The following is a 21,915-nucleotide window of genomic DNA, read 5'->3' as shown; positions in this document are numbered from 1 at the left end:
GACCTCCGGGCCACCCTGGGGCTCACCCTGGTGCTCCACACCTGGACCCGGGACCTCCGCTTCCATCCCCATGTCCACGTGCTGGCCACGGCGGGCGGGCTTTCGCTGGATGGGAGCCGGTTCGTCCACGCCAGAAAGGACTACCTGTTCCCGGTGAAGGCCATGGGCAAGCTGCTGCGGGGAAAGATGCTGGATGCCCTGCGAGGACTCCGCCGGAAGGGCATCCTGCCAGATCAGGGCTTCAATGCCCTCATGGCCACCCTCGCCCGCCACAAGTCCTGGGTCGTCTATGCGAAAGCCCCCTTCCGGCGTTCCCAGCATGTGCTGAGCTACCTGGGGCGCTACACCCACCGGGTGGGTATCGCCAATTCCCGGCTGATCGACGTGGGGCCGGGGCATGTCACCTTCCGCACCCGGGGGCCAGCAGACCGTCACCCTCACCCCATCGAGTTCCTGCGCCGCTTTGTCCAGCATGTCCTTCCGGATGGCTTCCATAAGATCCGGCACTTTGGCCTCTACGCCTCGGCCCAGGGTGGAGGTCTGCTGGAACAGGCCAGGGCCCTGCTGCCTGCTCCGAAACCCAGAGCCGAGGCGTGTCCAGCCGAAGGCACGGGGCAACGCTGCCCTCATTGTGGTGGTCTGATCCTCTGGCGACCGCTGATGAGTGAAGCCTCCAGGGCACCCCCGGCGGTGATGCCATGACTGTCAGCCTCTCAGCTATCCATCACCTGCACCACGACCTCCACCACGGCGGGACGGCGAAGCCCTGCTATGACGCCAACTCGGTCCAAGCCCCTGCCGGGACTGTCGGGCTCAGCAGTCAGCAATCCCTGGGCGACAGGGGACCTGGCGTCCCCAAAAGTGGATCAGCAGGCGCGATTTCCCCATAGCCCTCGCCCAACTCCCCCGCCGCTCCGGGCTTGTTCAACACCGCATTTCATCGGTGGGGGCTCCGTCTACCTGAGGCAGCCTCGCCCACGCCCCACCGACGAAATGCTCACTGTTTTTGAGGAGGTAGGGATCGCCAAGGCGCTTTGCTGGCGCTGGGTGCACTGGTCGGAGGCCACGAATTTCTTGGATCACCCAACCCAGGAGCATTGGCGCAATCCTGGACTGCGTGAACCAGAAGGCCCAACCGTCGCAGTGTGCGGCCTTGGGGAAACAGGATGAGGCGAGGAATCAGGGGTACGCTCCGGCGAAGCTGTGTAAGAAGTTGACTTGGGGCAGGTGCGGAGAGACGATGGGCCGTGCATTTCAAGTCCAAAGGCCAAGGCCGAACGCTCACAAGGCCCTTTTCTGGGCTTGAGGATCCTTCTCAACACCATCTTCTGACCCCAGGCCAACCCGGTTTGAGGCGTTTGAATTCCCTATCCCTCCTATATGGGGCAATATGAGTAAATCAAAAGAGGCACTTGACTTTGTTCATCTAATGGATGAATTGTTGTCAGCCAGACAAATCGTGCTTTTTGGAGCCGGTGAGTTGGCCATGTTTTCCATGCTCCGATTGGCTTATCTGGGAGTGAAGTCACGAGTTGTGGCTATTTCGGATAATAGCGCCAGTAAAATCGGTACATCGATTGAAGGAATTCCCGTAATCACTGTCAGCGAACTGGCAGGCAATTACCTTGATGCAAAAGTGATCATAACTATCGGCAATGATAGTCATCAAAGAGAAGTGCAAACACAATTAGAAGAGCTTGGTTTTTCAAATTTCATTTCAAGCAAGGTTCTCCTTGAACCTTATCAGTTTACCGGTGCCAGAGAACCTTTTCTTGTACAACACCCAGGGGAGCCGAGCATCTTAAAGAGTGTTGTAATGTCGATCACCACCAAGTGCAACCTTCGCTGTAAACATTGTTGTTATCTAATGACTCATGTCGAAAAGCCCCAGAACGCTGATAGAAATCAGATCATAGCTAGCGCCAAAAAATTATCGAGTATTGTGGGTAGCATAAATACATTTGCAATTGTTGGAGGTGAGCCATTTCTTCACCCAGATTTGAATGAAATATGCGAAGAGATTGGCAAAATTGACAATATTAAGTTTAAAAATATAATCACCAATGGCCGGATTGTTCCAAGCGTCGAGCTATTGGATACTCTTAAAAGAAATGGCATTGCTATATTTTTCAGTGATTATGGTGATATGTCCACCAAAAAACAAGCCATAGAAAAGCTGTGCAAAGAGCATGGCGTGTTATTTCGGCAAACCTTCAATACATTCGAGAATGCACCTACCCAATGGTTTACGACTGAATTTCCCAAAAAACATGGCCGAAGCAGCGGGGAGAATATAGAAAAATTCGCACACTGCGCTCCATGCAATGCTATCGTAAATGGAAAATTTTATATCTGCGTCTACGAAGCATTTGGCACACTACTGAATGCAATCCCTGCGGATCCAAGCGATTGCGTGGACCTACTTGATGCAAACCTCTCCCCGAATGACTTGAGAATGAATCTTGAAACATTACTGCTGAAAAGAGATATCCTAACGTCATGTGATTATTGTCAAACTGAAACTAAATTGGTTCCCATTGCTGAGCAGAGATGATTTGGATTTTGTGTTCAAGCCTCGACGGCGACTTCCATTAGCCTCCATGAGATCCTTCTGTGGTGAAAGGTTAATGCTATCCCCTCCCGCAACGCAGCCATAAAGCCCCCGCGCACCTCTTATACCGTGATCACTACGATCTCCGGGTCCACTTCCTTCTTGAGGATCCCCTCGATGGCCATGAGGGTGCCCGTGAGGCCCGAGGGGCAGGTCATGCAGGCGCCTTGATAGCGGATCATGATCTGCTTGTCGTGGCGTCCCACGATCTCCAGGCCGCCGCCGTCGGCCGCCAGGGCCGGCATGATGGTGTCCTCCAGGACCTTGTAGATCTGCTGGATGAAGGGATCGTTCTCGTCCACCGTGGGCGAACCCTCCCGGGGCGTCGGAGCCTCCTGGGCAGCGGAGGGAGCCGAGCGGATAGGGGGGGCCAGCTTGGGCAGGAGGTCGTTCCAGGTCAGTTCCTCGTCCTTGGTGACCGTGAGGATCTTGTCCTGCATGAATACCGAAACCACGTGCCCTACCTCGAAGAGGGCCTTGGCCAGGGGGTCCGCCTCCGCGATCTCCCGGTTCGGATAGCTCCGGGGAAAGCCCACGGCCACGGGTTCCTTCAGGATGAACTTCACCGCGTGGGGATTGGGGGTGTATTCGATTTCAGCGATCTTCGGCATTTTAAAACCTCAAGAATTCAACCACAAAGACACCAAGTCAGAAAGGATCACCAAGAAAAGCCAGGGATTCCAAAGGGTGCTTTTTGATTGCCGATTTCCTTTTCTTTCTTTTGTCTTTCTTCGAGTCTTCGTGCCTTCGTGGTGGAATTTGCTCTTATTCCGTACTCGTGACGTCTTCGCCCTTGATGGCGCTGTGGAGGGTCGCCCAGGGGAGGACCGCGCACTTCACGCGGCTGGGCAGGTCCCGCACCCCCTGGAAGAGGGAGAGGCGGCCCAGGATGTTGGGATCCTTGGTGGGGTCCAGGCTGCCCCGGATCATGGCCCGGAACTCCTCCACCATCTGTTCCGCCTCTTCCACGGGCTTGCCCTTGACGTTGGTGGTCATGAGGCTGCTGGAGGCCTGGGAGATGGCGCAGCCGTGTCCCTGGAACTTCAGGTCCTGGACGATGCCGTTTTCGATGACAAGGGTGATCTCGATGTCATCGCCGCACAGGGGGTTCAGGCCATGGGCGTGGTGCGTGCAGGGCTCCAGCTTGCCGAAGTTCCGCGGCTTCTTGTTGTGCTCGATGATGACTTGCTGGTAGAGCTCGCGGGGATCGGACATGGTGGTTACCTCAATGACTCAAAATGCTGGAACGCAGAGGGCGCAGAGACAGAAAAGAAAGGGCGCAGAGGAAAGATGAAAAGCGAGAAAAACAGGAGGAGAAGCCGGGCAGGTCGGGAGAACCCGATCTGCTTTTCTCGTCTTTTCCTCTGCGCCCTCTCATTTTTTCCTCTGCGCCCTCTGCGTTGACTCTTTTGATCTGTTGGCTGCGCTACCCGAAGATGTCCTTCACCTTTTGGATGCCGACCACCAGGGCATCGACATCGGCTTCGTCGTTGTAGTAGGCCAGGGAGGCCCGGGTGGTGGCGGGGACCTGGAAGTGCTGCATGACGGGCTGGGCGCAGTGGTGGCCCGCCCGCACCACGATGCCTTCGTGGTCCAGGATGCTGCCGATGTCGTGGGGGTGGATGCCCTCCAGGACAAAGGAGATCACGCTGGCCTTGTTGGCGGCTTCGCCGATGATCCGCAGGCCCTCGATGGCCTTGAGGCGATCCGTGGCGTACTGCAGGAGGGCGTGCTCATGGGCGGCGATGCGGTCGAAGCTGAGGCCCTTGAGGTAGTCGATGGCGGCCCCGAGGCCGATGGCCTGGGTGATGGCTGGGGTGCCGGCTTCCAGTTTGGCGGGGATGCCCATGAAGACGGTCTTCTCCCAGGTCACCGAGAGGATCATGCTTCCGCCGCCGTGCCAGGGGGGCATGGCCTCCAGGAGCTCCTTGCGCCCGTAGAGGACGCCGATGCCCGTGGGGCCCGAGAGCTTGTGGCCGCTGAAGACGTAGAAGTCGCAGTCCAGATCCTGCACGTCCACCGGCATGTGGGGCACGCCCTGGGCGCCGTCCACGAGGACGGGGATGCCCTTGGCGTGGGCCTTGGCGATGATCTCCTTCACGGGGTTGATGGTGCCCAGGACGTTGGAGACCTGGGTGACGCCCACGATCTTCGTACGCTCCGTGAGCAGGCCGTCCAGGTCTTCCAGGATCAGCTCGCCCCGGTCGTTCATGGGGATGACCTTGATCTTGGCGCCCTTCTCCTGGGCCAGGAGCTGCCAGGGCACGATGTTGGCGTGGTGCTCCATGGCGGAGAGGAGGATCTCGTCGCCCTCCTTCACGTTCTGGCGGCCCCAGGCCTGGGCCACCAGATTGATGGACTCGGTGGTGCCCCGGGTCCAGATGACCTGCTTGGAGCTGGGGGCGTTCAGCAGGGCACGTACCTTCTCCCGGGCGCCCTCATAGGAGTCCGTGGCCTCCTGGCTCAGGGTCGAGACACCGCGGTGCACATTGGTGTGCTCGTAGGCCTCGTAGTGGTGCATCCGCTCGATGGCGGGCAGGGGGACCTGGCCGCTGACGGCGCTGTCGAGGTAGACCAGGCGCTTGCCGTGGAAGGGAGCGGTCAGGAGCGGGAAGTCCTGGCGGATCGTGGCGACATCGAGGTATTTGGTCATGGGCGGCTTCGCTGGGAAAAGATCAAAGGAGTCAACACAGAGGGCACAGAGAGAAAAAAGAGAGGGCACAGAGGAAAAGATGGGGGTCAATCGCGGATGAGGCGTTTGAGGCCGTCCTTGAGTTTGGTTTCGTAGAAGTTGAGGAGGAGGCCTACAGGAAGGTGGGACAGCTTGAGGTAGGTCAGAAGCTGGGCCTCATGGATGGGGAGAAGTCGGTCCACGGCCTTGAGTTCAAGGATCAGGACCTGGTCAACCACCAGATCCAGGCGGAGGTGGGTGTCCAGAGGCTCGCCTTTGTAGCTCAAGGGCACCTGGACCTGCTGTTCAAAGGGAATGCCCCTTAGGGTCAGCTCGCGGCAGAGGGCCTTCTCGTAGACAGATTCCAGCAGCCCCGGTCCCAGTTCCCGGTGAACTTCGATGCCAGCTCCGATGACAGACTCCGTCAGAGCGTTGATCCGCTCCCGAGTCCGCTTGCCATCTGTAGTCGCCACCATCTGCTTCCCTTTCTCCGTCTTTCGTTTCTTACCTTTTCTCTGTGCCCTCTCTTTTTAACCTCCGTGCCCTCTGTGTTGACTCCTTTTATCTTTTGTTTTTACATCGTCAGTGCATTCGTCCTCTCCATCACCAGTTGCCGCAGGTGTTTGCGGAGGCTGGGGACGGGGATGCGGCTCAGGAGGTCGGCGGCAAAGCCATAGGTCAGGAGGTTCTTGGCGGCGTTCAGGTCCAGGCCCCGGCTCTGGAGGTAGAAGAGCTCCTCGGGGTCCAGCTGGCCGATGGCGGCGCCGTGGGCGCACTTCACATCGTCCGCCAGGATCTGGAGTTCGGGCTTGGTGTCCACCTGGGCCTTTTCGGACAGGAGCAGGTTGCGGCTCTGCTGCTGGGCATCGGTCTGCTGGGCGCCGGGGCGTACGAAGATCTTGCCGTTGAAGACGATGCGGCTCTGGCCGTCGCCGATGGCCTTGTGAAGCTGGCGGCTGGAACAGTTGGCTTGGGTGTGGTCGATGATCGAGTGGGTGTCTGCCACCTGCTGGCCATCCAGGAGGGCCAGACCGTCCAGATGCACCTTGGCGCCCTCATCGGCCAGGACCACGTGGGGGCTCTGGCGGGAGAGGCGGGCTCCGAAGCTGATGGTTCGGCTGAAGTAGCGGGCGGAGCGGCCCACCTGGGCCCGCAGGTGGCAGAGGTGGATGGCTTCAGGGGATTCCAGCTGGATACGCTCATGGCGAAGCTCTGCGCCATCCTTGACGATCACTTCCGTGAGAGCGTTGGTGAAGTAGCTGCCCTGGCCGCTGTATTCCTCCACCAGATGGAGCTCGGCTCCCTTCTCCAGCACCACCAGGAGCCTGGGGTGGGCGCAGGTGGCTTGGTCGCCATCGGGGGCACCCATGAAACAGACGTGGAGCACCGGCTCCACCTGGAGTCCCTTGGGGACGTAGATGAAGGCACCGTCCGCGAACTTGGCGGTGTTGAGGTTGGCGAAGACATCGCAGGTTTCGGGGGTGGCCAGGGTGCCCAGGGCCGAAGCTGCCTCGGAGGCGCTGGCGAGCTGGAGCATCCGCACGCCCGGGGGCAGGCCCGAGGCGTTGCTGTAGTGGGGATCGTAGTGGCCATTGACAAAGACCAAGCGGGCACCACGGCTTTCCGGCAGGATGTGCCCCCGGATGTCCACGCAGGCATGGATGCCGGGCTTGGGCGCCAGGGTCTTCAGTGGGGCCAGATCGGTGTATTTCCAGTCCTCGGCCTTGGGGGCAGGGTAGCTCTTGCCATCCAGGTGGGTCTCGGCTTTGGCCCGGAGGGTCTCCCACTCCTTGGGCCGGGAGGCCGCAGCCACCTCTGGCAGGAAATCGATGGCGGCGCTCATCAGGCCCTCCCGGCGGCTTCCGCCGTGATCCAGTCGTAACCGCGTTCCTCCAGCTCCAGGGCCAGTTCCTTGCCGCCCTGCTTCACGATGCGGCCCTTGTATAGGACGTGGATCGCATCAGGAACCACGGTCTCCAGAAGCCTGGGGAAGTGGGTGATGACCAGCAGGGCCCGGGTGGGGGTGGTGAGGCGGTTGACGGCCTCGCCCAGGATGCGCAGGGCGTCGATATCGAGACCGGAGTCCAGCTCGTCCAGGATGGCCAGCTTGGGTTCCAGGACGCTCATCTGGAGGATCTCGTTCCGCTTCTTTTCGCCCCCGGAGAAGCCCTCGTTGAGGCTGCGGTCCAGGAAGGAGGAGTCCATCTTCACCAGCTTGATCTTCTCCTGGATGTAGTCATCGAACTCCAGGGGATCCAGCTCGTCCTGGCCGTTGGCCTCGGCCTTCTTGTTATAGGCCAGGCGCAGGAAACTGGCGTTGGAGACACCCGGCACTTCGATGGGGTGCTGGAAGCCCAGGAAGACCCCGGCCCTGGCCCGCTCATCGGCGGAGAGTTCGAAGAGGTTCCTGCCCTCGAAGAGCACCTCGCCGCCGGTGACAACGTAGGAGGGGTGTCCCGCCAGGACCTTGCCCAGGGTGGACTTGCCGCTGCCGTTGGGCCCCATGATGGCGTGGACCTCACCGGCCTTGATCTCCAGATCAATGCCGTGAAGGACTTCGGTTTCCCCGATGCGGGCGGTCAGATTGCGAATGGTGAGCATGTGAGGACTCCTACCGGGGCGGAAATGCGGGAACGCGGAGGGCGCGGAGAAGGAAAAGAAAGGGCGCGGAGGGAAAAGCAAGGGAAAACGGGGAAGGGCTGACCAAGTCGAGGGAGGATCGCTGCAAAACCCAACTGGGCTTGCTTTTCTCTGCGCCCTCTGCGTTCCATCTTTTCTACCCCACCGAACCTTCCAGCTTCAGCGAGAGCAGCTTGGTGGCCTCCACGGCGAACTCCATGGGGAGCTCCCGGAAGACGTCCTTGCAGAAGCCGTTGATGATCATGGAGATGGCGTCCTCGGCGGGGATGCCGCGCTGCTGGAAGTAGAAGAGCTGCTCTTCCCCGATCTTGCTGGTGGTGGCTTCGTGCTCGACCCGGGCGCTCTTGTTCTGCACCTCGATGTAGGGGAAGGTGTTGGCGGCGCAGGTGTGGCCGATGAGCATGGAGTCGCACTGGCTGAAGTTGCGGGCTCCCTCGGCTCCCGGCAGGACCTTCACCAGGCCCCGGTAGCTGTTGACGCTGTCCCCGGCGCTGATGCCCTTGGAGATGATGGTGGACCGGGTGTTCTTCCCGAGGTGTATCATCTTGGTGCCGGTGTCGGCCTGCTGCTTGTTGTTGGTGAGGGCCACGCTGTAGAACTCGCCCACGGAGTTCTCGCCGGAGAGAATGCAGCTGGGGTATTTCCAGGTGATGGCGCTGCCGGTTTCCACCTGAGTCCAGCTGATCTTGGCGTTGCGGCCCTTGCATAGGCCTCGCTTGGTGACGAAGTTGAAGATCCCGCCCACGCCGTTCTTGTCGCCGGCGTACCAGTTCTGGACGGTGCTGTACTTGATGCTGGCGTCGTCGAGGGCCACCAGTTCCACCACGGCGGCGTGGAGCTGGTTGGTATCGAACTGGGGGGCGGTACAGCCTTCCAGGTAGGAGACGGAGGCCCCCTCCTCCGCAATGATCAGGGTGCGTTCGAACTGCCCCGAATCCTTGTTGTTGATGCGGAAGTAGGTCGAAAGGTCCATGGGGCAGGTGACGCCCTTGGGGATGAAGACGAAGGAGCCGTCGGTGAAGACCGCGCTGTTGAGGGCGGCATAGAAGTTGTCAGTGGTGGGCACCACGCTGCCCAGATACTTCTGGATCAGCTCGGGGTGCTCCCGCACGGCCTCGGAGAGGGAACAGAAGATGATCCCCTGCTCGCCCAGGCGCTCCTTGTAGGTGGTGGTGACGCTCACGGAATCGAAGACCACATCCACAGCCACGCCCGCCAGGGTCTTCTGCTCCTCGATGGGCACGCCCAGCTTCTCGAAGGTCCGCAGCAACTCAGGGTCCACCTCGTCCATGCTCTGATACTTGGGGGTCTTGGGCTTGGGGGCGGAGTAGTAGACGATCTTCTGGAAGTCCGGGACTTCGTAGCACACATGCGCCCACTGGGGCACCGTCATGGTCAGCCAGTGGCGGTAGGCCTTCAGGCGGAACTCCAGGAGCCATTCCGGCTCCTCCTTCTTGGCGGAGATCATGCGGATCGTGTCTTCGCTCAGCCCCGGGGGGGCGGATTCCGACTCGATGTCCGTTACGAACCCGTACTTGTATTCCTGGCCTGTGAGATTCTGTAGCGACGAGCTCATGGAAGGCTCCCAATGTCCTCTATGATGAAATCTTGACCTAGAATGTCAACTATAGATCCGGTGGTGAGGGCATCATCCGATCTCCATGTGAACATAGGCGCTTAACCATAGGATCTTGCGCCCCTTCTAAGGAATGAAACCATGTCGCTTAAGACAGATCAGGAAAAGTACAGCTACGCCATCGGCATGGATGTCTGCGAGAACCTGCAGCAGCAGGACTTGGACCTCGCGCTGGCCGCCTTCCTCCAGGGTTTCCAGGACGCCTACAACGGTGGAACCCCCCTGCTGAGCGAGGATGAGAAGCATCAGGCCCTCCGGGCCCTCCAGCAGACCCTGCAGGCCAAGCATGCGGAGAAGGCTACCGCCGCCAGCGCCGAGAACATCGCCGCCGGGAAGGCCTTCCTGGAGGCCAACAAGGCCGCCGAGGGCATCCAGGTCACCGCCAGCGGCCTGCAATACAAGGTCATCCAGACCGGGGATGGCGCCACGCCCACCCTCGGCGACACCGTGACCACCCACTATCGGGGCACCCTCATCAACGGCAAGGAGTTCGACAGTTCCTACCGCCGCGGCGAGCCCGCCACCTTCCCCGTCAACGGCGTCATCCCCGGCTGGACCGAAGCCCTCCAGCTCATGACCGTGGGCTCCAAGTGGCAGCTCTTCATCCCCTCGGATCTCGCCTACGGCCCCCGCGGCGCCGGACAGGATATCGAGCCCCACTCCACCCTGGTGTTCGACATCGAACTGCTGGCGATCAAGTAGTTCGACCGGGCGCGCTTCGGGCAAAGATTCAACGCAGAGGGCGCAGAGAAAGAAAAGAAAGGGCGCTGAGGACAGCCGGAAGGCTCACTCGGTGCCCTTTCCCTTGGACACAGGAGTACGTTGCATATGGGCAGAATTACAGGCAGCTGCGCCTATCGCGCCCGAGTCTTGCATCTGGTGGCCGATCCGGCCGTGGCGGGGGATTCGGCGGCGCAGTACTTCGATGACGGCGTGCTGTGGGTGGAGAATGGGGTGGTACGCGCCGTGGGGCCTGCGGAAAGCCTGCTGCCGCTGGGGGCCGGGGTCGCCGTGCACGAATTCCCCAACCACCTGATCCTCCCCGGCTTTGTCGACACCCACCTGCACTATCCGCAGACCGAGATGATCGCGTCCTACGGCGAGCAGCTGCTGAACTGGCTCGAGACCTACACCTTTCCCACCGAAACCAGATTCCGCGATGCTGATCACGCCCGCCGCATCGCCGAGCTCTTCCTGAAGGAGCTGTTGCGCAACGGCACGACCACCGCCCTGGTCTTCTGCACCGTGCATCCGCAATCCGTGGACGCCTTCTTCGAAGCGGCGAAGGCGCTCGGCCTGTGCATGATCGCGGGCAAGGTGCTGATGGACCGGAACGCGCCGACGGACCTGCTCGACACCGCGGAGAGCGGCTACGAGCAGTCACGGCTTCTGCTCGAGCGCTGGCATGGGGTTGATCGCCTGCGCTATGCCGTGACGCCACGCTTCGCGCCCACCTCGACGCCCGAGCAGATGAGCCTGGCGGCCCGCCTGCTGCGCGAGTACCCCGGCGTATACCTGCAGACACACTTGGCGGAAAACCTGGGCGAGGTCGAGTGGGTGCGGGAGCTCTTCCCCGCCGCCAGGCACTACCTGGATGTGTACGATCAGTTCGGCCTGCTGGGGGAGCGCAGTGTGTTCGCCCACGGCATCCACCTCTGCGAAGACGAGTATCAGCGCTTGGCCCAGTCCGGCTCGTCCGTGGCGCATTGCGCCACCTCGAACCTGTTCCTGGGGTCGGGCCTGATCGATCTGGACCGCCTGCGGGCCCACGACGTGCGGGTGGGGCTGGGCACCGATGTGGGTGCCGGTACCAGCTTCTCGATGTTCAGGACCATGGACGAGGCTTACAAGATCCAGCAGCTGCGTGGCAGCAGGCTGGATCCGCTGCAGGCCTTGCACCTCGCCACCCTGGGGGGTGCTGAGGCGCTACGGCTGGGTGAGCGCATCGGCAATCTCCAGCCGGGCAAGGACGCAGATTTCTCCATCCTGGATCTGGAAGCCACCCCGCTCCTGGCATTCCGTCTGAAACAGTGCCGCAGCGTGCGGGAGCTGCTGTTCGTGCTCAGCACGCTGGGCGACGATCGCCTGGTGCAGGCGACCTACGCCCTGGGCAGGTGCGTCCACAACCGTTAGTCCTGCGGCTCCTGCGAGAGGCTCTGGTCCAGTTCCTGGATCAGTGCCTTCATCTTGGTGTGGACCATGGCGATCTGGGATTCCTGGAGGTCATGGGGGTCAGCTTCGAGGCCGGCTTCCAGGACATCCAAGGCCTCGTCTTCCCGGCGCAGGGCGGCCAGGGCGGTACCGAGCTGGAAGTGGTTGATGAGGGTGGGCTCGTTCTTGAGAACGGGGCCGAGGAGATCCACGACCTCCGCAGGGCGCTTGAGGTCCAGGAGATACTGGCCCAGCAGGGTGCGGGCGCGGCCCTCCTGGCCGGGCAGGGGATTGGCCTGGAGGCGCTTGACCTCCTGGAGGTCTTCATCGCTGATGTCCCCGGCCATGAGGCGGCATGCCTGGTGGATGACGGCGGCCTCCCAGGCTCCACTGCTCTTGGGGTGGGCTGTCATGTATGTGCTCAGGGCCTCCTGGAGCTTATCGTCGGCGTTCTGTTCCATCAGGATATCCAGTACCAGCCGGAGGGCCTGGAAGCAGAGGCGGGGGTGGCGCTTCGAGGCGGCGAAGGCCAGGGCCTTGGAGATGTTGGCCTTGGGATGCTTGAGAAAGGCGATCTGGAGTTCCAGGAACTCGGCCCTTTCGCTGCGCTCCTTGCGGAGGGTGGGCTTGAGGCAGACAGCTGCGTCCGCAGTGGCTCCCTCCCGGATCAGGAGCTCCACCTCGTCCAGGACCATCCGGGAGATGGCGGTGCCTCCCCGGGCGGAACGGAGCTGGGCGGGGTTTTCGGCGTCCAGCAGCAGGAGCAGTTCGTGGTCCCCGGGGTTCTGGCGGAGCAGCTCCTCGAGGATGGCGAAGGCCTTGGGCCGCTCATCGGCCAGGAGGTAGCCCTCCGCCAGGAGTTCCCGCACGAAGAGTTCGCCCGGCAGGAAGACCGAGGCCTCCTTGAGGAGGGGGATGGCCTTGGCGGCATCGCCCCGGGCCAGGAGCACCTCCCCCATGAGGCTGAGGGTGTGGCCGTCCCGCTGGAGGTTGAGGGCATCGGTGGCGGCTTCGAGGGCACCCTGGAGATCCTCCTCGTCCAGCAGGACCTCGCAGAGCTGGATGCGGGGCTCGGCTTCGTCGGGTCTCAGCTCGGCAGCCTTGTGGAGGGCTTCGATGGCCTCGTCGGCCCGCTCAAGATCATCCCGGAGGAGCTTGGCCAGGAGCATCCAGGCCTCGAAATGGCGCGGACTGAGCTGGACGACCTTGCGTACCAGGTTTTCGGCCTCGTCCAGATCCTGGGCCACCTCCTTGAGGGCGGCTACTGTAAATAGCAGTTCATAGTTCTTGGAGTCCATGGCCAGGGCCTGGGCCAGGCGGTTGGCGGCCTCCGGGAGCTTGGCCATGTCGAGAAGGGCCGAGGTCTCCAGAAGGGCGCGGCGGAGCTGGCTCATGGACTTGGGCTTGGCGATGGGGAGGATGCGGGCGCGGTAGCGGGTGAAGAGTTCCCGGGCGCCGATGAGCTGGAGGTTCTCCTCCACCAGTTCCTCCCAGCGGGAGGAGAAGGCGTGGCCATCGAGCTGGCCCTTCTGCTCCATCTCCTGCACCAGGGACATCAGGCCGTTGCGGAGCATGACCTCGGAGCGCTCCAGTTTGCCCAGCTGATCCGAGATGGCCTCCAGGTAGGTCTCGATGCGGCGGAGATTCTCCTCCAGACCGGTGATCCGCTCCAGGAGGTGCTCGTCGAGATCGTCGTCCTGCTCGTTGTCGACCTCGTCGTCCCAGCCCTGGTCCCCGGCCACAATGAGGAGGCGGGTCCCGCATTTTCGGCAGGTCTCCCGATCCCCTGGATTCCAGGTGAAGCAATTCTGACAGTAGGTTCCTGGGGTCTCGGTCGCCATGGGAAGAGGATAGCCAGGGAAATGGGGGGCGGAAATGCCCTATCCTGATTTCCATGGAGAACGAGGATAAGCGACAGGAAGCCATGGAGCTCGTGGGCAAGGCCTACCAGGCCCACATGAAGGGCAAACTGGATGAAGCCATCGAGCTGTACACCCAGTCCATCGGGCTCTGCCCCACCCCCGAGGCCTTCACCTACCGGGGCTGGGCCCAGTCCGGCCTCAAGGATTACCAGGCCGCCATCGCCGACTGCCATCGGGCCATCGACCTGGATCCCGAGTTCGGGAACCCGTACAACGACATCGGGGCCTACTTCCTCGAGATGGGGCTGCCCGAGGATGCGGTTCCCTGGCTCCGCATGGCCCTCAAAGCCAAGCGCTACGAGAACTACTGCTTCCCCTACTACAACCTGGGGCGCATCCACGAGGGTTTCGGCCGTCTGGAGGAAGCCCTGGCGCAGTACCGGAAGTCCCTGGATGAGAACCCGGGCTTTGGCGTTGCGGCCAAGGCCATTGATCGGGTCAAGGCCAAGCTGGCCTCCCTGACCCGAAAGGAAGAACCATGACCCGTTTTGTCATCGCCCACAGCCCAGACTCCGACGACGCCTACATGATGGCCCCCCTGGCCCTGGGATGGCTCGACGAGGACCCGGACCGCGCCGGTTTCGATTTCGAATTCGTGCGGAAGGACATCGAGACCCTGAACCATGAATCCCTTGAGAGCCGCTACGATGTCACCGCCATCAGCTTCGGCGTCTATCCCGAGATCCGGGATCGCTACGATCTGCTGACGGCTGGCAGCAGCATCCAGGAGGGCACCGGGCCCCTGGTGGTCACTCGTCGTCCCATGACCCCGGAGGAGCTGGACGATACCGTCGTGGCCATTCCCGGGAAGCGCACCAGCGCCTATCTGAGCCTTCGCAAGTGGCGCCCCGGCCTGGATGTGGCCCTTGTGTCCTTCGATCGCATCATGGAGGAAGTGGAAGCCGGGAACTACGACGCCGGGCTTCTGATCCACGAAAGCCAGCTGATGTACCAGGAACGGGGCCTCCACCTGATGGTCGACCTGGGGGCCTGGTGGAAGGATAACTACGATCTGCCCCTCCCCATGGGGGGCAACGCCATCCGGAAGGATCTGCCGGAGGAGCTCAAGGCCCAGTTCGCCCGCCTCATGCGCAAGAGCGTGGTTATGGCTCGGCAGCGCCACTGGGAGAGCGTGGACTACTCCCAGGGCTTCGGCCGGGGCATGGATCGCGAGATGGTGAGCCGCTACGTCCAGGCCTGGGTCAACGACTTCACCGAGGATCCCGGGGAGCGCGGGCGGAAGGCCGTGGAGGTGCTCCTGGGGCTCTCGCCGGTCTGGATCCAGGGCTGACGCTCAGCGCCGATCCTCGTCGCGGTCCCGATCGCCTCTCTGGTCGCGGTCACCGTCGGAGTGATGGCGGTCCCTGTCCCTGTCCCGGCCCCGGCGGCCCGAATCCTCGGATTCATAGCGGTCCCCACGATCCCGACCTCCCATTCCGCCGGGGCCTATGGGACGAATGAGGCAGCCCAGGGTCATGCCGAGGCTGGCTACTGCCATCACGGTCAACAACGTGCCTTTGATCAGTCTGGTTTTCATGGCCGTCTCTTATGAAAAGCAGGGATTGGTCGCCCCCTGCCCGGGGCTCATCGGTCGGGACACCCCATCCCTGGAGTTTGGATCCGGACAGCTTACAACGCCGCTGCTTCAATCCTGAAGGACACCCTTCGTTTCTGCCCCTGGTTCTGCACCTCCAGGGTCACTGTCGATCCGATGGGTTCCTCGTAGAGGCGGTCCAGGAATCGGTTCCAGTCGGGGGTGGGCTTGCCATTCATGGAGAGGATGACATCCCCCAGGATGTAGCGGTTGCCGCTGCGCGTGAGGCCCCGGAGACCGGCCCGCTCGGCAGGGCTCCCTGGGGTGACCTTCAGCACCACCACGCCTTCGGGGGCCTTGAAGTAGCTGGCGTAGGCAGCGGGCAGGGGGGTGAATCCTGGTTCGGGCTGGGGGTTCTGGCCGTGGGCGATGAGCTGGGGCACCACCCGGTTGACGATATCCACGGGCACGGCGAAGCCGATTCCCGCGCTGCTGCCGCTGGTGCTCTGGATGGCCGTGTTGACGCCTACCAGTCGGCCCGCGCTGTCCAGGAGAGGGCCGCCGGAGTTGCCGGGATTGATGGCGGCGTCCGTCTGGATGACCCCCATGATGTGGCGCCGGGCGGGGCTCTGGATCTCACGGCCCAGGGCCGAGATGATGCCGGTGGTGAGGGTCTGGTCGAGCCCGAAGGGGTTGCCGATGGCGATGACGCTCTGTCCCACCTGGAGGTCCGAGGAGGTGCCGATGGGGATGGGGCGCAGCTCCCTGGGCGGGGTCACCAGCCGGAGCACCGCCAGATCCTTTTCGGGGGCCACGCCCACCACCTTGGCCCGGTGGGTCTCCTGGTTGGCGAAGGTCACTTCGAACTCCTGGGCGTTCTGGATGACATGGAAGTTGGTGACGATGTGTCCGGCCTCGTCCCAGACGAAGCCCGAGCCCGTGCCCGTGGCCACGGCCTGGACATCGAAGGAGAGCCAGTCCCGCTGGTAGGCGATGGAGGTGATGTAGACCACGGAGCTGCGGGCGGCCTTGAACTGGTCGATGAGGGCCTGCTCCTGGGGGCCCAGGGGCCCGCGGGGGTCGATGGGGCGTGGCGATGTGGAGGGATGTCTGAGCGCCTGCCCGCCGCACCAGCCCGCAAGAACGCCTGCCAGCACCAGTGCCGTCACTCCCATGATCCGGCCTGCTCTCATGATCCGCCCTCCTGATTCCCTATTCTGTCTCCGATTCAGGCGGGGAGGGAATTGGCCGAAATGATTTCCATGAATTCCATGTCGAACCGATCCCTTGCCCTGATGACCGGCCTGCTGGTGGCGGTCTTTCTCCTTGTGACGGCGGGCCTCTTCCAGGCCATGGGGTGGGGACCGGCCCTGGTGGTGGCGGTGCTGGGCGGCCTCTCTCTCCTGGTGGTCCGAGCCCATGCCCAGCGCCTGGAGCTGCTCCAGGTCACCCTGGATCAGAATGAGGATTACCTTGAAGGTGTGGCCGGGCTCTCGTCGGAGATCCACGCCCTGCTAGAGGGTGAGCGCTTCCTGTACGTGAACGCGGCCTTGTCGGAGTCGCTGGGCCATGCCCGGGAGGCCTTCCTGGCGGGGGGGCTGGAGCATCTCCTGGCCCTTGTGCATCCCGAGGAAGTGCCCAGGGTGAGGACTCAGCTCCAATGCCGGGAAGAGGCCCCGGGTGACCTCGTCTTCCGGATGAAGGACAACCACGGGGCTTGGCGCTGGCTGCACTGCCGCCGGATGCTCATGCGGAGGCCCGGTGGGAGGGCTTCTCTGCTGGTGATGAGGGAGATCAGTGCGGAACGCTCCCTGGAGGCAGCCCAGGCGCGGATCCAGAAGCTGGAAACCGTCGCCTCCCTCGCACGCGGGACCCTGCATGATCTGAACAATGTCCTCATGGGCATCCAGGGATACTCGGAGATCCTGGAGGCCGAGGCCCCTCGGGGCAGGCTGCTGGGACTCTTGGAGCGGGGGAGGGAACTGTGCGGGAAACTGGCGGCACAGGTCGGTCCGGGGCGGATCCGTATCGGTCGGATTTCCCTCGACGCCCTCATCCGGGGCTCCCTGCCCCAACTGGAGGCCATGGTGCCGGATAGCGTGGCCTTCGAGACGGAATTCCAGTCCGACCTGCCCCCCATCCACGGGGACGAGGGGCAGCTGCGCCACGCCCTGCTCCAGATCCTCACCCACTCCGTGGGGATCCTGGAGGGGCAGGGAGGGGTCATCACCCTTCGGACCCTCTGTGAAGGGCCCGATCGGGTGTGCATCCGCCTGGAGGACCAGGGGCCGGGGCTCCAGAAGGCCGCCCTGGAGCGACTCTTTGACCCTCCCCACCCTGATACCGGGCCTGATTCCGGGCTGGCGGCGGTGCGGAGCATCGCCCAGGTCCACGGGGGCGAGTTCCGTGTCGAGAGCCAGTCGGGGAAGGGCAGCACATACACGCTCCGCCTTCCCGCTGCGCCAGGGAAGCCCGCGTTTCTCGAGGGAGAGCGGGATGCCTCTGCCGATACCCCCGCCACGATCCTGGTGATGGACGATGATCCTGATATCCGCCACATCCTTCGCCAGGGGCTGGAGGGCCAGGGCTTCCGGGTGATGGAGGGCGGGGATGGGGTGGAGGGCTTCGATCTGTTCCTGCGCCACCGCCATTCCATCTCCCTGGTGCTTCTGGATCTGACCATGCCCAGGATGGGGGGGCAGGAGGTCCTGGAGGGGATCCGCAGTCTTTCTCCGGAAATCCCGGTGGTGCTCATGAGCGGCTACAGCCGGGAGGAAGCCACTGCCGCCTTTGACGGGAAGGGCTTGGCAGGATTCCTTCCCAAGCCCTGCAAGCTGCGGGATGCTCTGGGGGTGGTCCGGGAGGTCCTGGGGCAACGGGAAGGGAGTTTGGGATGAGCTGGCGGAGAGGCGGACTTGCCCTGGCTGGACTGGGGCTCCTCGGGATCCTGGCCTGTCAGGCGGAAAAACCCTTCACCCTGGATGATGCCTCTCTCGGGGTCAAGGCCGTCTTCCCTGGCGAGGCCCGGATGGCCAAATACTCGGAGCAGACGCCCTATGGCGAGATTGAATGGTTCAGCACCGCCTATGCGCCCCCGGGGCGTCTGGATGTCACCTGCCATGTGAGCGTGGGCAATCTTCCCCAGGGCGCCAAGGGTGGCACAAGCTCCGCTGCGGTCCTGGACACCTTTGCCGAATGGATGAAGAAGCGCTTCGGGGGCTTCACCCGCACCGACCTGAGTCCGGCCCAGGGACCGGGTTTCCGCTATCGGGCCACCGTGCCCACCGGTGCCTCCGTGGAGGGCATCGTGGTGGTGCGCCGCGCCCGCCTGCACCATGCCCAGGCCACGACGGGCAAGGCTGCCGATCCCAGGGGACAGGCCTTCCTTTCGAGTTTCGAGGTTCGGAAGTAGCGGCTATGCTGAATCCCAGTTGGTGGCTGTAGATGAGGATGTTTGGCGCCCTGGGCGCATGGATGCTGAGTGCTAGTCTGTTTGCGGGGACCCCGGAGGGCCTCTCATACCGTTTCCGCATCCAGTTTCAGGGTGACTCCGAGGCTGTGGAAGGGCGTTTCCGCCTGGTGCCCACCCCGGTTGTCCGCACCCGCAACCGGGTGAAGCCTCCCCGTCTGGGGGGCTGGCAGGTGGAATCCCCTTCCGGTTCCGTGCGGGGTGCCCTCGCCAGGGTTGAGCGCCTGCTCTACTTCGCGGGGCCCGGCCCGGGGACCTCCCGTCGAGGGGCGGTGATCCGTTACGGGAAGCGCCTCTGTCCGGTATGGGATGTCCAGACCTCTCCCAAAGGGGGCATATACGCCTATCTGGTGGAAGTGAAACCTGGCGTGCTGGCGCTCTCCTACCTGAGTGGCCGATTCGCTTCCGGGGACCTCCATTCCGTGGAGCTGCAGCTTGAGCGAGTGGACCTGCCCGCCCATGCGGCTCCGGCCGAGGAGGGTACGGTTCTGTTGAAGACCCTGGCCCAGCTCGCGGAGCTGCCAGGGGAGGTGGAGGGGATCACGTTCCTCGAAGAACGGGTGGAGCTGCGGTAGAGCAGTCCGGATCCTCGGGTATTCTGGAGCTTGGGGGAAATTATGGCTTTCAAGGACGAGTGTGGCGTTTTCGGCATCTGGCCGCATCCAGAGGCTTCGCGCCAGACCTATCTGGGGCTCTATGCCCTCCAGCACCGGGGCCAGGAGGCTGCTGGCATCTGTTCACGCGGGGCGACGGAGCTTCTGCTCCACAAGGCTCAGGGCTATGTGGCGGATGTCTTCAGCCCCGAGACGCTGGACCGCCTTTCGGGGGATGCGGCCATCGGCCACACCCGCTACTCCACCACCGGAGGCAATGTGGCCTCCGCCGCTCACCCCTTCCTGGTGCAGGGGCGCTTCGGCCAAGTGGCTCTCTGCCATAACGGCAACCTGACCAACACCGAGGTCTTGCGGCGTCGCCTGATCGAGCAGGGACAGGTCTTCACCAGTCCTTCCGACTCCGAAGTGATACTGGCCCTCATCAACCGGGCCTGCGCCGCCACCCTTGAGGACGCCGTCGTGGAGGCCCTCCGCCAGGTCGAGGGCGCCTTCTCCCTGCTGATCCTGAGTGATACACAGATCATGGCCGCCCGGGATCCCCGGGGCTTCCGTCCCCTTTCCCTGGCCAAGCTGGGCGATGCCGTGGTCTTCTCCAGCGAGAGCTGCGCCTTTGACCTGGTGGGGGCTGAATATGAGCGGGAGATCCAGCCCGGAGAACTCCTGATCGTGGACGCAGAAGGGATGCGCTCCCGCCATCCCGTCAGCGGGATCGAACCCAAGCCCTGTGTCTTCGAGCATGTCTACTTCGCCCGGCCCGATTCCTTCGTCTTCAGTCGTTCCGTCATGGGCACCCGCCGTGAGATGGGACGCCTTCTGGCCAAGCGCTATCCCGCCGAGGTGGACCTGGTGGTGCCGGTGCCCGACTCCGGCGTGAGCGCCGCCCTTGGGTATGCCGAGGCCTGCGGGGCCCCCTTCGAGTTCGGCCTGATCCGCAACCACTACGTAGGCCGCACCTTCATTGAGCCGAAGCAGAGCATCCGCTCCTTCGGTGTGAAGATCAAACTGAACCCCGTCCGGGAGCTCCTCAAGGGCAAGCGGGTGGTCCTGGTGGACGACAGCATCGTCCGGGGCACCACCAGCCGGAAGATCGTCCAGATGGTGAAGGAAGCCGGGGCCGCCGAGGTGCACTTGCGCATCTCCAGCCCCCCCACCACCCACAGCTGCTTCTACGGCATCGATACCCCCAGCCGGGAGCATCTCATCGCCGCCAACCATACGGTGGAGGAGATCCGGGAATTCCTGGGGGCCGACTCCCTCGGCTATCTCACCGAGGAGGATCTCCAGACCGCCATGACGGATCCGGGGGGCCAGGGCTTCTGCTATGCCTGCTTCAACGGCGCCTACCCCATCCTGCCCAAGAAGTAACGTGAGCCTGTCCTCATCGGGACCCGCCGGGGCACTGCAGTCGCGGTTCGAAGACGGGCTGCGGCTGCTGGCGGCAGCCCTGGCCCTGCGGGCCGGCTGCTCTCCCGCCCCCGCCATCACGGCGGCCTGCGACGCCCTCCGCTGCTTCCTGGCCATCCTGGAGGCGGGGGCGGAGCGCCATCTCCCGGATCCCGGGGGCGAGGTGGCGCACTTGCGCAACCAGTGCCAGGCCTTGCTCACGGAGCGTCAGGACCCTGCCGAGGTGATGGAGCACGCCCTGGATGCGGCCAAGCTGGCCCGGGATCAGGCCGCCCGCATCCTGCCGAGGCTGCTGTGAAGATCGCCATCCTGGGCCCCACCGCCTCCGGCAAGTCCGCCCTGGCGGCGGCCCTGGCCCGGCGCCTGGAGGCCACAGTGGTCAACGGGGATCCTTTCCAGGCCTACCGGGGCTTGGCCATCGGCACCGGCCAGCCGAGCCCGGAGGAGCAGGGGGGGGTGCCCCACCTGGGATACGGAGAATTGCCTCTCTCCCATCGCCTGAATCCCCAGGCCTTCGGCAGGCTGGTGAGGGGCTGGCTGTCGGGCTGCCCCCGGGCCGTCCTGGTGACGGGTTCCGGGCTCTATCTGCGGGGCATCTGGAACCAGCTCAGTGATCTGCCGGAGGTGCCTGAAGCCATCCAGGATCGAACCCGCTCCTGGTGCGAGCGCCTGGGGGCGCCCAGGCTTCACCGCTACCTCCAGGCCGTGGACCCCCAAAGGGCGGCCCAGATCCACCCCAATGACCGCTCCCGCATCCAGCGGGCCCTGGCCCTCCACCTGGCCACGGGGCGACGCCCTTCGGAATTGCTGGACGGTGTGCGTCCAGGCGTCCCCGCGGGGTGGCGGGCCCTCCTGGTCCTGCCCTCGCGGGAGGCCCTGCGGCACCGTGTCCAGAGCCGGGTGCGGGCCATGGTGGCGGCCGGTTGGCCGCTGGAGGTCCAGGCCCTGGTGGAGGCTGGCCAGGAAGACCTCCTCCGGGATCTCCGCCCCCTGGGCTACCTCGACTGGCTGGAGGGCGGCGACCCCCAGGAAATCGAAGCCCGCATCGTCCAGGAGACCCAGGCCTACGCCAAGCGCCAGACCACCTTCTTCCGGAACCAGTGGCCGGAACTGCCGGTGTGGGATCCCGAAGAGGGGTTGGATGCTGCTCTGGAGCGGGTGATCACCTCAGCGTCCGCCGAAGCGGAGCACGGCGTCAAAAGATAGCCAGGTGATGGAGCTGAAGCCCAGCCCGTCGCTTCCGTTCCTGTCGACGGACACGCT

General features: G+C 63.4%; 22 protein-coding genes. 12 read left to right on the top strand and 10 right to left on the bottom strand.

The genetic code is table 11. The features are described 5' to 3' along the window. The coding region (locus HOLFODRAFT_RS19820; RefSeq protein ID WP_043486314.1) for an IS91 family transposase at nucleotides 1-702 on the top strand (702 nt) is incomplete at its 5' end. Nucleotides 703-1,390: 688 nt separating this feature from the next. After that, nucleotides 1,391-2,554, top strand: a complete 1,164-nt coding sequence (locus HOLFODRAFT_RS23875) for a radical SAM protein (RefSeq protein WP_084053433.1) — start codon at nucleotides 1,391-1,393, stop codon at nucleotides 2,552-2,554. 119 nt (nucleotides 2,555-2,673) lie between these two features. On the opposite strand, the gene HOLFODRAFT_RS0206700 is transcribed toward HOLFODRAFT_RS23875, so the two are convergent. The 7 genes from HOLFODRAFT_RS0206700 to sufB form a co-directional block, all read right to left on the bottom strand. Beyond that, nucleotides 2,674-3,222 carry a NifU family protein gene (locus HOLFODRAFT_RS0206700; protein ID WP_005036456.1) on the bottom strand — a complete coding sequence of 183 codons (549 nt, stop codon included), beginning with the start codon at nucleotides 3,220-3,222 and terminating at the stop codon, nucleotides 2,674-2,676. 154 nt (nucleotides 3,223-3,376) lie between these two features. After that, nucleotides 3,377-3,826, bottom strand: coding sequence for a Fe-S cluster assembly sulfur transfer protein SufU (gene sufU, locus HOLFODRAFT_RS0206695; protein WP_005036457.1), 450 nt, complete (start codon nucleotides 3,824-3,826; stop codon nucleotides 3,377-3,379). 211 nt (nucleotides 3,827-4,037) lie between these two features. Continuing rightward, the gene (locus HOLFODRAFT_RS0206690; protein ID WP_005036459.1) at nucleotides 4,038-5,264 is read right to left on the bottom strand and encodes a cysteine desulfurase; all 1,227 of its coding nucleotides are present in this window, start codon (nucleotides 5,262-5,264) and stop codon (nucleotides 4,038-4,040) included. An 86-nt stretch (nucleotides 5,265-5,350) separates the two neighbouring features. Next, nucleotides 5,351-5,758 carry a GxxExxY protein gene (locus HOLFODRAFT_RS0206685; protein WP_005036460.1) on the bottom strand — a complete coding sequence of 136 codons (408 nt, stop codon included), beginning with the start codon at nucleotides 5,756-5,758 and terminating at the stop codon, nucleotides 5,351-5,353. Between the two features lie 98 nt (nucleotides 5,759-5,856). After that, entirely contained in the window at nucleotides 5,857-7,125 is a 1,269-nt protein-coding gene (gene sufD, locus HOLFODRAFT_RS0206680) for a Fe-S cluster assembly protein SufD (protein WP_005036462.1), read from the bottom strand. Next, nucleotides 7,125-7,883, bottom strand: a complete 759-nt coding sequence (gene sufC, locus HOLFODRAFT_RS0206675; protein ID WP_005036464.1) for a Fe-S cluster assembly ATPase SufC — start codon at nucleotides 7,881-7,883, stop codon at nucleotides 7,125-7,127. Before sufC ends, sufD begins: the two co-directional genes overlap by 1 nt. A 175-nt stretch (nucleotides 7,884-8,058) precedes the next feature. Then, on the bottom strand, nucleotides 8,059-9,498 hold the full coding sequence (gene sufB, locus HOLFODRAFT_RS0206670; protein WP_005036466.1) for a Fe-S cluster assembly protein SufB: 1,440 nt from the start codon (nucleotides 9,496-9,498) through the stop codon (nucleotides 8,059-8,061). Between the two features lie 141 nt (nucleotides 9,499-9,639). Here sufB and bamJ point away from each other — a divergent pair, with 141 nt between their 5' ends. Further along, on the top strand, nucleotides 9,640-10,260 hold the full coding sequence (gene bamJ / locus HOLFODRAFT_RS0206665; protein WP_005036469.1) for a BamJ family beta-barrel-assembly machinery protein: 621 nt from the start codon (nucleotides 9,640-9,642) through the stop codon (nucleotides 10,258-10,260). A gap of 126 nt (nucleotides 10,261-10,386) precedes the next feature. Further along, the gene (guaD, locus tag HOLFODRAFT_RS0206660) at nucleotides 10,387-11,691 is read left to right on the top strand and encodes a guanine deaminase (protein ID WP_005036471.1); all 1,305 of its coding nucleotides are present in this window, start codon (nucleotides 10,387-10,389) and stop codon (nucleotides 11,689-11,691) included. Here guaD and HOLFODRAFT_RS0206655 read toward each other — a convergent pair. Continuing rightward, the gene (locus tag HOLFODRAFT_RS0206655; RefSeq protein ID WP_005036473.1) at nucleotides 11,688-13,550 is read right to left on the bottom strand and encodes a tetratricopeptide repeat protein; all 1,863 of its coding nucleotides are present in this window, start codon (nucleotides 13,548-13,550) and stop codon (nucleotides 11,688-11,690) included. The two genes, guaD and HOLFODRAFT_RS0206655, sit on opposite strands and share 4 nt — an antisense overlap. A 53-nt stretch (nucleotides 13,551-13,603) precedes the next feature. Between HOLFODRAFT_RS0206655 and HOLFODRAFT_RS0206650 the strand changes: the two genes are divergently transcribed. Both HOLFODRAFT_RS0206650 and HOLFODRAFT_RS19815 read left to right on the top strand, forming a co-directional pair. Next, nucleotides 13,604-14,113, top strand: a complete 510-nt coding sequence (locus HOLFODRAFT_RS0206650) for a tetratricopeptide repeat protein (protein ID WP_005036476.1) — start codon at nucleotides 13,604-13,606, stop codon at nucleotides 14,111-14,113. Beyond that, nucleotides 14,110-14,922, top strand: a complete 813-nt coding sequence (locus HOLFODRAFT_RS19815) for an MqnA/MqnD/SBP family protein (protein ID WP_005036478.1) — start codon at nucleotides 14,110-14,112, stop codon at nucleotides 14,920-14,922. Before HOLFODRAFT_RS0206650 ends, HOLFODRAFT_RS19815 begins: the two co-directional genes overlap by 4 nt. Nucleotides 14,923-14,925: 3 nt before the next feature. Here the strand turns inward: HOLFODRAFT_RS19815 and HOLFODRAFT_RS0206640 are convergent, their stop codons facing one another. Continuing rightward, complete coding sequence (locus HOLFODRAFT_RS0206640; RefSeq protein WP_005036480.1) at nucleotides 14,926-15,168, bottom strand: hypothetical protein; 243 nt, start codon at nucleotides 15,166-15,168, stop codon at nucleotides 14,926-14,928. Between the two features lie 92 nt (nucleotides 15,169-15,260). Next, nucleotides 15,261-16,358: a S1C family serine protease gene (locus tag HOLFODRAFT_RS0206635; protein WP_005036482.1), complete on the bottom strand. Its 1,098-nt coding sequence runs from the start codon at nucleotides 16,356-16,358 to the stop codon at nucleotides 15,261-15,263. A 78-nt stretch (nucleotides 16,359-16,436) separates the two neighbouring features. On the opposite strand from HOLFODRAFT_RS0206635, the gene HOLFODRAFT_RS0206630 reads away from it, so the two are divergent. The 6 genes from HOLFODRAFT_RS0206630 to miaA are packed head-to-tail and all read left to right on the top strand — an operon-like array spanning nucleotide 16,437 to nucleotide 21,858. Then, nucleotides 16,437-18,062 carry an ATP-binding response regulator gene (locus HOLFODRAFT_RS0206630; protein WP_148300378.1) on the top strand — a complete coding sequence of 542 codons (1,626 nt, stop codon included), beginning with the start codon at nucleotides 16,437-16,439 and terminating at the stop codon, nucleotides 18,060-18,062. Then, complete coding sequence (locus HOLFODRAFT_RS0206625; protein WP_005036486.1) at nucleotides 18,059-18,577, top strand: hypothetical protein; 519 nt, start codon at nucleotides 18,059-18,061, stop codon at nucleotides 18,575-18,577. The genes HOLFODRAFT_RS0206630 and HOLFODRAFT_RS0206625 overlap by 4 nt, the downstream gene beginning before the upstream one ends. Before the next feature lie 32 nt (nucleotides 18,578-18,609). After that, the gene (locus HOLFODRAFT_RS0206620; protein WP_005036488.1) at nucleotides 18,610-19,209 is read left to right on the top strand and encodes a hypothetical protein; all 600 of its coding nucleotides are present in this window, start codon (nucleotides 18,610-18,612) and stop codon (nucleotides 19,207-19,209) included. Nucleotides 19,210-19,251: 42 nt separating this feature from the next. After that, nucleotides 19,252-20,613, top strand: coding sequence for an amidophosphoribosyltransferase (purF, locus tag HOLFODRAFT_RS0206615; RefSeq protein ID WP_005036490.1), 1,362 nt, complete (start codon nucleotides 19,252-19,254; stop codon nucleotides 20,611-20,613). Nucleotide 20,614: 1 nt separating this feature from the next. Beyond that, the gene (locus HOLFODRAFT_RS24410) at nucleotides 20,615-20,950 is read left to right on the top strand and encodes a hypothetical protein (RefSeq protein WP_005036491.1); all 336 of its coding nucleotides are present in this window, start codon (nucleotides 20,615-20,617) and stop codon (nucleotides 20,948-20,950) included. Then, a complete protein-coding gene (gene miaA, locus HOLFODRAFT_RS19810; protein ID WP_005036494.1) occupies nucleotides 20,947-21,858 on the top strand; it encodes a tRNA (adenosine(37)-N6)-dimethylallyltransferase MiaA in 912 nt (303 codons plus the stop codon). Before HOLFODRAFT_RS24410 ends, miaA begins: the two co-directional genes overlap by 4 nt. The last annotated feature ends 57 nt before the right edge of the window (nucleotides 21,859-21,915 follow it).

This window comes from Holophaga foetida DSM 6591 (genome assembly GCF_000242615.2).
GTDB classification, from domain to species: domain Bacteria; phylum Acidobacteriota; class Holophagae; order Holophagales; family Holophagaceae; genus Holophaga; species Holophaga foetida.
The sequence above is the reverse complement of the archived record's forward strand: the minus strand, read 5'-3'. Positions and strand labels throughout refer to the sequence as shown.